This window comes from Mycobacterium colombiense CECT 3035, assembly GCF_002105755.1.
Classification (GTDB): domain Bacteria; phylum Actinomycetota; class Actinomycetes; order Mycobacteriales; family Mycobacteriaceae; genus Mycobacterium; species Mycobacterium colombiense.
In genome coordinates this window covers 4,497,638-4,507,024 of record NZ_CP020821.1, presented here as the reverse complement: position 1 = coordinate 4,507,024, position 9,387 = coordinate 4,497,638, and the positions used below count along the sequence as shown (strand labels likewise).

General features: G+C 69.5%; 10 protein-coding genes and 2 pseudogenes. 5 read left to right on the top strand and 7 right to left on the bottom strand.

What is annotated here, in order from left to right; translation table 11 throughout:
* Nucleotides 1–326: 326 nt before the first annotated feature.
* The 4 genes and pseudogenes from B9D87_RS21130 to mrf all read right to left on the bottom strand — a co-directional run bounded on the left by B9D87_RS21130 (nt 327) and on the right by mrf (nt 4,449).
* Nucleotides 327–1,798 (bottom strand): annotated as a pseudogene (locus B9D87_RS21130) (PPE family protein).
* Nucleotides 1,799–2,021: 223 nt separating this feature from the next.
* Nucleotides 2,022–2,926 (bottom strand): annotated as a pseudogene (locus B9D87_RS21125) (class I SAM-dependent methyltransferase).
* 72 nt (nt 2,927–2,998) lie between these two features.
* A complete protein-coding gene (locus B9D87_RS21120) occupies nt 2,999–3,253 on the bottom strand; it encodes a type B 50S ribosomal protein L31 (RefSeq protein ID WP_007768861.1) in 255 nt (84 codons plus the stop codon).
* Nucleotides 3,250–4,449, bottom strand: a complete 1,200-nt coding sequence (gene mrf, locus B9D87_RS21115; RefSeq protein ID WP_007768862.1) for a ribosome hibernation factor-recruiting GTPase MRF — start codon at nt 4,447–4,449, stop codon at nt 3,250–3,252. The genes B9D87_RS21120 and mrf overlap by 4 nt, the downstream gene beginning before the upstream one ends.
* Nucleotides 4,450–4,554: 105 nt before the next feature.
* Here mrf and rpmB point away from each other — a divergent pair, with 105 nt between their 5' ends.
* From rpmB to B9D87_RS21090, 5 genes are all read left to right on the top strand, one after another.
* Complete coding sequence (rpmB, locus tag B9D87_RS21110) at nt 4,555–4,791, top strand: 50S ribosomal protein L28 (RefSeq protein ID WP_007768863.1); 237 nt, start codon at nt 4,555–4,557, stop codon at nt 4,789–4,791.
* Nucleotides 4,791–4,955 (top strand): 50S ribosomal protein L33, encoded by a 165-nt coding sequence (gene rpmG / locus B9D87_RS21105; RefSeq protein ID WP_007768864.1) that lies wholly within the window; start codon nt 4,791–4,793, stop codon nt 4,953–4,955. Before rpmB ends, rpmG begins: the two co-directional genes overlap by 1 nt.
* A 1-nt stretch (nt 4,956) precedes the next feature.
* Nucleotides 4,957–5,262, top strand: coding sequence for a 30S ribosomal protein S14 (gene rpsN / locus B9D87_RS21100; RefSeq protein ID WP_007768875.1), 306 nt, complete (start codon nt 4,957–4,959; stop codon nt 5,260–5,262).
* Nucleotides 5,262–5,528 carry a 30S ribosomal protein S18 gene (gene rpsR / locus B9D87_RS21095; RefSeq protein ID WP_007768877.1) on the top strand — a complete coding sequence of 89 codons (267 nt, stop codon included), beginning with the start codon at nt 5,262–5,264 and terminating at the stop codon, nt 5,526–5,528. Before rpsN ends, rpsR begins: the two co-directional genes overlap by 1 nt.
* A gap of 77 nt (nt 5,529–5,605) precedes the next feature.
* The gene (locus B9D87_RS21090; protein ID WP_248607688.1) at nt 5,606–5,914 is read left to right on the top strand and encodes a hypothetical protein; all 309 of its coding nucleotides are present in this window, start codon (nt 5,606–5,608) and stop codon (nt 5,912–5,914) included.
* Nucleotides 5,915–5,918: 4 nt separating this feature from the next.
* Here the strand turns inward: B9D87_RS21090 and B9D87_RS21085 are convergent, their stop codons facing one another.
* From B9D87_RS21085 to B9D87_RS21075, 3 genes are all read right to left on the bottom strand, one after another.
* Nucleotides 5,919–6,656, bottom strand: a complete 738-nt coding sequence (locus B9D87_RS21085) for a TIGR03943 family putative permease subunit (protein ID WP_007768881.1) — start codon at nt 6,654–6,656, stop codon at nt 5,919–5,921.
* Nucleotides 6,656–7,606: a permease gene (locus B9D87_RS21080; RefSeq protein WP_080598501.1), complete on the bottom strand. Its 951-nt coding sequence runs from the start codon at nt 7,604–7,606 to the stop codon at nt 6,656–6,658. The genes B9D87_RS21085 and B9D87_RS21080 overlap by 1 nt, the downstream gene beginning before the upstream one ends.
* 113 nt (nt 7,607–7,719) lie before the next feature.
* Nucleotides 7,720–9,297, bottom strand: a complete 1,578-nt coding sequence (locus B9D87_RS21075) for a PPE family protein (protein ID WP_040629408.1) — start codon at nt 9,295–9,297, stop codon at nt 7,720–7,722.
* Nucleotides 9,298–9,387 lie beyond the last annotated feature (90 nt).

Genomic DNA, 9,387 nt, shown 5'->3' with positions numbered 1-9,387 from the left:
GTCTTTTCATGTATGTAGTCTCCCCTAACCTAACTGCCTGAAGTTAGCATTGCATAAGCTAACTGTCGAGGCGTTTGGGCCCGTCCGGCTCACCACTGCACTGCCCTTCTTTTACCGCTGTTGAGGATGTTTCCGGTAGGGATTCTCCGCATTTCCGGCATACTCACAGCCGCACGTCGGGCGGTCTCACAGCAAGGCCCCACCTTAATGAAAATCATTTTCATTATCAACTCGGCTCGCGCGCCCCGGAAACATCCGCCGCGGCCGCAGCCGTCGGAACGTTCACGCAGCCACTAGTCGGCCGGCATGCCGAAAAAGTTCCACCCCTAACCCCTCTCCCAGCCGCGCGGCAACATCGGCGTCGAGGGTGCGTCGCCGAACTCGTCACCGGCCAGCGTGGCGAGCCCCGCGGCCTTGGTTTTCTCTACGGGCGCGGTTCCGGCAAAGCCCAGCGATCCCGCACCGCGATCCGATGCCTCCGGCCGGCCGGGGTCGGGAATCGGGCCGGCGTCCGGTTCCAGATCCACGTATTCGTAGCCGCGGTAGTGGTCGTTCATCGCCGCCTGACGGCGGCGTCGGGCGCGCTGCCTGTCCGCGACGGATGCCGCAGCCGGCGCCGTTGCCGCGGTCCGATCAGGCTCGGGCGCTTTGCGCTGGGCGCCGCTGCCCAGGCCGGCGCCGGTGCCGATACCGGGCCCACCGACCAAATAGGGAAAGGCGACGGCCTCGCCGCCGGTCACGGGCGGCGGCGCTGGCGCTGCGGGCGGAGGGCCGAGGCCGGCGCGGGCGCCGGAGCGGGAGTGGAGACCGGTGACGGCGCCGGCGCGGCGACGGGAGCAGCGCTGACGACCGGCGCGCCGCTGACAGCAGGCGCAGTGGGCGCCTTTGGCATCGGTGCGGGCGCAGCGGCGGGCGCCGGAGTCGGGGCTGGCTGGATCCTTGCCATCAGACTCAAGCCCGCTATGCCTCCCGCGAATCCGCCCGGCACGATGAGCGGAACGGCAGCAAGCTGGGGGAACGCCTGAAGGGCCTCGCCCAGGTGGGTGAACTCGTCCGCGATGAGTCCGGCGGGCCCGAAAATGTCCTCTGCTAGATCCTCGAGTGCGTCGGCCGGGTCCTCGGGAAATTCCGCCAAGTCCTTTCCAATGGTCTGGAAAATCTCGAGGAAGCGGTTGACCCACCAGCTCAGCTGGTACGGGTTGCCGGCGTCATTGTCGACGATGCCGGTATCGTCGCTGTCCTCGCCGCTGCTGTCGCTGGAGTTCACGATCGGTGGCGCCGGGTCGGTCTGCGGTGCCGCCGCCACGGCCGTGCCTGCCACCGCTTGATAGGTCGACATGGTGGTCGCCGCCTGGACCCACATCCGCGAATAGTCGGCCTCGTTGACCGCGATCGGCACGGTGTTGATCCCGAAAAAATTGGTCGCCACCAGTGCCGCGTGCGTGGCATGGTTGCCGGCCAGTTCCGGGAGGGTCGGCATAGCGGCCAGCGCCGTCGTGTAAGCGGTGGCCGCGGTCTCCTGCTCGGCGGCCACCGCCGCGCTGTTGGCGCTTGCCCGCTCCAGCCAGGCGAGGTAGGGCAGGTGCGCGGCCACATACCGCTCGGCAGTGGGCCCCTCCCACGACCCGGCCTGCGTCGCGGCCAACGTCGCGCTGAGCTCGTCGGCCGCCGACGCATACGTCTCGCTCAACGAGCTCCACGACGCGGCCGACGCCAGGAGGCCGGCCGGGCCCGGTCCGCTGGTCAGCAGCGTCGAGTGGATTTCCGGGGGGGACGCCATCCAGATCGGTGCGGTCATGTCCCCTCCCCCGGGGGCGGCGGCGCGACCGTGCGATAGGGAAAAACGCGTGCCGCCATGCCGGAGACTCCTCGCCGGGCGATGTCACTGACCGCCGGGGCTGTCGGCGGCACAAGGATGAGCCCGGTAGTAGTCGGGCGGCGGCCCGAAGAAGTTCCGGCGGGGAGCCGATTCGGGCAGAACTCATCGAAAGCGGGCCGCGATCGCGGCCGGTTATTCCCCGTCAGGCCCGGACGGCGCTCACCAAGGTATTGCGCGCGATCATCGGGCCGGCCTCGGTCTCCGCCCCCGGCACCGGGCGGCCGACCTGCCGGAGGTAGTCGGCCAACGGAGTGCCGACCGCATTCCAGCCGTGCCTGCCGAACCATTTGGCGGCCGGCTCGTGCTGCTCGTTGTAGACCAGCTGGAAGAACACCCGCCCGTCACCCTGCTCGGCGGCCGCGCGTTCTTCCGCGACGGCGGCCTCGAAGTCCTCGGGGGCAGCGGGGCACCGTCCTCGACGGCGACGTGGCTGCCGTGGCCGGCCAGGCCATCGATACCGGTGAACAGCTGCTCCTGGGCCTTCGCCGGGAGATAGATCAACAGCCCCTCGGCGATCCACGCCGACGGCTTGGCGGGGTCAAAGCCGGTGTCGCGCAAGGCCTGCGGCCAGTCCTCACGCAGATCGATGGCGATCTCACGCCGCTCGGCACGCGGTTGGGCGCCGGCGCCGGCGAGCACCTCACGCTTGAATTCGAGCACCTGCGGCTGGTCAAGCTCGAAGATCGTCGTCGCGGCCGGCCAGTCCAGGCGGTAGGCGCGCGAATCCAGACCCGCCGCCAAGACGACCACCTGACGCACACCGGCGTCCGCGGCGCGGCGGAAATACTCGTCGAAGTACTTGGTGCGCGCGCCCTGGAAGTTCACGAAGTTCTCGCCGAAGTCGGCCGTCTTCAGCTGGTGGTCGGGATCCTTGCCGTCGAGTACGTCGGCCCACGACCCGCCGACGGCGCGGCAGAAGACCTCCGCGTACGGATCCACGGCCAGCGGTTCGGGCTTTTGCGCCTCCAATGCCCGCGCGGTCGCCACGAACAACGCGGTCGAACCAACACTTGTGGTGATGTCCCAGGTATCGCCTTCGCTACGCACCCGATCCAGAGTACGCCGCGCCACCGACACGCCTTTTCCGGTGTCGCGCAAGGGCAATGGCGCACGTCGCTGTCATCTGCGGCCGTAGCGGCGATGAAACTTCTCCACCTGGCCGGCGCTGTCGACGATGCGACGGCCGCCGGTCCAGAACGGGTGCGAGTCCGAGGTGACCTCGACGACGACCAGTGGATAGGTGCGGGTGCCGTGCGGCGTTTGCCATCCGACGGTACGCGAACTGGTCAGGGTCGATCGGGTCAGGAACATCGCACCGGTGGTGGCGTCCTGGAAGACGACGGGGTGGTAGTCGGGATGGGCGCCGGGCTTCATGAGAAATCTCCGTCCTGCCGGGTATGGCGGGCCGCGTTGTCGGCGGCCTCCGTCCGGTCCGCGCACGGCTCCTCGTGCCAGTCGCCGAACGGGTCGTCGTAGTCGATCCAGTCGCGCGGGCGCCGCATCTCCTCGTCGGTGAGCAGCGCGCCGTGCAGGGCGTCGAGAATGTCGGCGGGTTTGGCGCCGCACACTAGGATGGTCATCGCCGTGTGCCGGTCGCCGTGCCGGTCGTCCCAGCTCAGTTCGGCGAAAGCCCTTCGCTCCGTGTCGATGCCGTCAAGCTCGAGGTCGTCGAGGGCGGCCAGCCACTTGCCCGCCGAGCTGACCCGCAGCCCGGCGCCGGCCGATTCCAACCACATCGCCCGGTCCGGTTGGCTGGCCAGCCAGAGCCGCCCGCGGGTCCGTATCACGCCATCGAGCAGCAGATCCAGGCACGCGTGCAGGCGCTGCGGATGGAATGGGCGCCGGGAATTGAACTCCACCAAGCTGATTGGCCCGCGGGACTCCAGCGGGGGCTGACCGGCCAGCAGCGGACCGTGTGGGTCGTCGCTGCGGCCGCGGCGCGCGTCGCGATACAGATCGTTCAGCGCGTCCTCGATGCCGTCGGCGCCCACCCGAACGCGGGCGCGCGGGGACAGGCGGCGCAGTACCGCGGCGACGAACGGGTTGGGCTGATTGAGCACCACCACATCGGCGAATTCGGCCTGGCCGATCACCACCTGAGCCTCGGTGCGCCCGTCGTCCAGTTCGTCCTCACCCAGGGCCTGGTTCAGCCACGCCGATGAATCGACACAGGTCACCACGGCGGCGATCGACACATCCAGGGCCGCGGGACCGTCGATGTAGCCCGGTGCCACGCGCACCCGAAGGTGATTGATCGCCAAGCAGATTGGCTCGGGCTCCAGCCAGGGCGCCAGGTGGACGACGATCCGGTCGACGTCGTCGCGCCGATGCAGCTGGCGCAACAACACCATCAGGTCGTTGCGGATGGTGCACGAGACGCAGCCGTGCGCGAGTTCCAGGCCGGTCTCGTTGGACGCCAGGACGCCGCCGGAGAGCGTGGTGGTCGTTCGGCGCACCACCTGACCGTCGAACCGGTGCTCTACCACCAGCGTTCCTCGGGCGCGCAACAACGCACCTACGACCGGGTCGGTGTCCCTCTGGCCGGCGACCAGGATGACTGGCGTCCGCATTGCCACTCCTTATTGGTAATCATTTTCATCTAGCTTCCCCATACGCTACGCTCATGACGGGCCTTATCGACAACCATTTTCGATAAGCTGCAACGGAGGTGCGCGGTGTCCGCTCATTGCCAGGTGACCGGACGGCGACCGGGTTTCGGTAACGCCGTATCGCATTCGGGCCGCCGAACGTCTCGGCGCTTCAACCCCAATGTCCAGCTCAAGACCTATTACCTGCCCTCGGAGGGCCGCCGGATCCGCCTGCGGGTCAGCGCCAAGGGCATCAAGGTGATCGACCGCGACGGCATCGAGTCGGTGGTGGCAGGGCTGCGCCGGCGGGGGCAGCGAATCTGATGGCACGCAACGAAATTCGCCCCCTGGTCAAGCTGCGCTCCACCGCCGGAACCGGATACACCTACATCACCCGCAAGAACCGGCGCAACGACCCCGACCGCCTCGTGCTGCGCAAGTACGACCCCGTCATCCGCCGCCACGTCGAGTTCCGCGAGGACCGCTGACATGGCCAAGAAATCCAAGGTCGTCAAGAACTACCGCCGCCGCGCGATCGTGGCGCGCTACGCCGAACGCCGAGCCGAACTCAAAGAGACCATCCGCTCACCGGCGAGCACCGCCGCGCAGCGGGCCGCTGCCCAGGACGAGCTGGCGCGCCAACCCCGCGACGCCAGTGCGGTCCGGGTGCGCAACCGCGACGCCGTCGACGGTCGTCCCCGCGGCCACCTGCGCAAGTTCGGGCTGTCGCGGGTGCGCGTTCGGGAATTGGCACATGCCGGGCAGCTTCCCGGCGTGCGGAAGGCGAGCTGGTGATGGCCGGGAAATCCGCGCGCACCCGCCGGCCCGCGCCACCGCCGGGACCCTCACCGAAAAGAAATCTGCTACACAGCCTGGGGCTGGACGCGGTGGACTATAAGGACACCGCGACGCTGCGCGTGTTCATCTCCGAACGCGGCAAGATCCGGTCGCGCCACGTCACCGGCCTATCCGTTCAGCAACAGCGGCAGGTCGCCACGGCCATCAAGACGGCCCGCGAAATGGCTCTGCTGCCCTACCCCGGCCGGCACTCGGCGCGATGACGCCTCCGCCCCGCGGCACCGATCGCCCCTTCACCGTGATCGTCTGCGCCGCTTGCGCGGTCGGCTGCGAGTTGTCGATGATCGACGAACTGCGCCCGACCATCCGGCGCTGTCCGCACTCCATGCTGGTCTCGGCCGGCTGCATGCTCGGGCCGCTCACCTGCGCATCCCGACCGACCGGCGGCGGCGTCATGGCCGTGGTACAACCCTGCACGAACGACCGGGTGGCCTGCGGGCCGGCCCATTGGATAGGGCCTATCACCGACAGCGCCGCGGCCGCCGAACTTCGCGATTGGCTGGAGCGTGGGCAGTGGGAAAACACGCCCGTCCCAAGCCAACTCGGGCGGCATGAGCGCTTTACGCGTGGCTCCGGCCGACGCAACTGATGGCTCAGCGCGGATAGGCGTACGGGTTGGGTGGGGCGTCGATGCGGGTGACCGCGGTGGCCTGCAGCGTGGGAATCGCGGGCGAATCCGGTTGCCGCGGTGCGGGTATGACCTGGCCCTGGACCCGGATCCAGGTGTTGTCCGGAAGCCCGGCCGCGGCCCCGGCCGCCGGTCCGCGCAGGTGGATGCGGGCCAGCTGAGCGTCGGCCGCGCAGCAGATGATGACGATGCGACCGAGGTCGACGCCCTGTGCTTCGTTGAGCACGAAGCCGGTGACGCTGATCGGCCGGTTCGTCAGCGATCCGGTCGTGTCGTGCGCCTCGCGCATCAGCACCTCAGGCAGCGAGACGTCCGGGTTCGGCCCGGGCGGCAGCGGCGGAAATGCCTTGTTCAGAACCTCATTGGATACCGACGTCACCGACGGGGCGGCCGCCGAGGGCCGCAGCGCGGGAGGCGCCACGAACATCAGCACCAGGACCGCGACCACGAGCATCCAGACGATGCCGCTCCGGTGGGAATGCCCGTGGCCGTGATCGGCATCCGACTCACTCGTCCGCGGGCCGCCCCGGCGAATGTCGCCGACGATCGCCACCAGCGCCAAACCGATGAGCACCACCGCCGACACGATCAGCCACGGCAGCAGCCCGGGCTTGACGTAACGGGTGAACACGCCCGACCCGGCGATCATGGCGATGCTGATGCCCACCAGCAGGAGCACGGTGTTCTCGGCCTCGCGGCTCATCAACGGGCTCCCAACACGAAAAGCCCGATCGCACAGGCGCTCGCGGTGGCCACCACGAAAGTGCAGGGCGCGAAGCGCGCGGCGAACGCCCGGCCGAACATACCCGCCTGCATGGCGAACAGCTTGACGTCGACGGCAGGACCGACGACGAGAAACACCAGCCGGGGCACCAGCGGCACCATCGTCATGCTCGCCGCCACGAACGCATCCGCCTCCGAGCACAGCGCCAGCACCACCGCCAGGGTCGCCATCAGCGCGACGCCGAGGACGAGGTCGCTCGCCAGATGCGCGAACACCCACTGCGGCACCACTACGTGCAGCAGGGCCGCCGCGGCCGCGCCGAGGACCAAATACGATGCGGCCTGCAGGAAGTCGTGGCGGGCGGCCTCGGTGAACACCACCCATCTCGGTTCGGTCTGCGTTGCCGCGGCGGGCAGCCGGCGGGTGATCCATTCCGGGCGACCCCACCGCGACCACGCCCAGCCCATGACGACAGCGGTCAGCAGCGACGCCCCCATGCGGGCGAAGACCATCCTGGGTGCGCCCGGAAACGCCACCGCCGTGGCGACCAGCACGACCGGATTGATCGCCGGCGCGGCCAGCATGAACGTCAACGCCGCGGCTCCCGTCGCGCCGCCTTCACCGAACAGCCGCCGCGCCAACGGAACCGACCCACACTCACAGCCCGGCAGCGCGACGCCGCCGACACCGGCGGCCACCACGGCCAGGGCCGGCCGCCGCGGCAACCAGCGCGCCAACCGCTGCGGCGACACGAATGTCGCGATCAGGCCGCTGACCACTACCCCGAGCACCAGGAACGGCACCGCCTGCACGAAGACCCCGCAGAACACGGTGCCCATCGTGGAAAGCGCCGCGCTGTTGAAGACGGCATTGCGCAGGGTCGTCGCGGCCAGTGCGCAGGCCAACAGGACGGCCACCAGCACTTCCATCGACCCCAGCCGCACCCTGCGCCCGGTCCTCAGCGTCTCCACCGCGCCATTATCGCAGCGCCCACCAGCGCGGGACCCCGCGACGAATCGACGAGGCCGGCGGGGCGCTCGGGCTAGCCGTCGCCGCCGGGCCCGCGATGGCCGGCGCCGTCCCGGTCCCAGGTGCCGGGCATCATCGGCAGCGTTGGGCCGCCGCCGAACTCGTCAGCGCTCAGGGTGGTCAGCCCGGCCGCCGCAGCGGCGGTCTCCCGCGGGGCGGTCCCGGTGAATCCCAGCGTGCCGGCGCCGTGCTCCGAAGCCTGCGAGGCGTCCCAGTCCGGATCGACGTCGACGTTCATGTCCATGAACTCGTCGCCGTGCCCGCGCTGTGTCGCACGCCGGCGCCGGCGCGCGCGGGCTGCTTCTCGCGCGCCGGCGGCCGCCGCGGCTGCGGCGCTATCCGGTTCTGGTGCTTTTCTTTGGGCGCTTGAGCTGGCGCCCGCGCCCATGCCCGAACCGGTCCCCATTCCCGGCGGGCCGATGACATAGGGCGGGAAGAATCCGGGTGCGGGCGCGGCCGGCGCGGGCGGTGCCGGTGGGGCACCGGCCACCGTGCTCGTCGTGGCGGTGGGCGCGGGCGCCGGGGCCGGGGCCGGAGCCGCAGCCGGTGCGACGGGGCTGGGCGCCGCGGCGACGGCGGGCAAGGCGGGCGGCGCGGGAGCGGGGGGAGCCGCCGGCACCGGGACGGCCGCGGGATGGGGTATGGCGGCCAGGCCGGCCAACCCCGCGAAACCGCCGACGGCGCCGAACGGAGCGGCCGCCAGGAGCAGCGCCGGAGCCAGCAGCTCCGGCTGGCTGGTGAAGATCTCGAGGATGTGAGTCGGCCAGTCGAACAGTGCGAGCTGGACCAGATACTGGAAGGCCAACGCCGGATTGTGCACCAGGTAATAGCCGAACTGCTCGAAATCCTCCAGCAGTTCCAGGGCGCGCACCACCCAGAAGATGGGTTGCCCGGCGTTCGTGTAGGCGTCGTAGTCCAGCCCGTTCACCGTGCCCTGGGCGGGATCCCAGTTGATCCCGAAGTTCTTCAGGATGTTGGCAATGAAGTCGTTGAACGGATTGTCGATCGTCGGGTCGTGGTCCGGGTTCGACGAATCACCGCTTGAGGCATCGGATTTCACGATCGGCGGCGCGGGATCCGGTGACGGTGCCGACGTGACCGCGGCGGTGGACACCGCCTGGTAGGTGGACATCGTGGCGGCCGCCTGGGTCCACATGCGCGCGTAGTCGGCCTCGTTGACCGCGATGGGAACCGTATTGACCCCGAAGAAATTCGTCGCCAGCAGCGCGCCGTGCACGACGTGGTTGGTGGCCAGCTCCGGCAGCGTGGGCATGGCGGCCAGGGCTGCGGTGTACGCCGCGGCGGCCACCTCGTGCCGGCTGGCGGCCGTGGCGCTGTCGGCGCTCGATTTCGCCAGCCAGGCCAGGTATGGCGCGTGTGCGGCCGCGTAGGACTCACCGGTGGGTCCTTGCCATGCGCCGGCCTGGACTCCGGCCAGCATTGTGCTCAATTCTTCTGCGGCAGTGGAATATTCGGCGCTCAGTTGTGACCAGGCGCCGGCCGCGGCCAGCAACGGTCCGGGTCCGGGGCCGCTGCTGAGCAGCGCGGAATGTAGTTCGGGTGGCGAGGCCATCCAAATTGGCGCCGTCATAGGCACTCCTCAGGCTGGAAGGGTTACCAGACTGAGGAGCTTAATGAATATGATTGTCGTTTTCAAACAGCCGCGGGTTGCCGCTCGCGC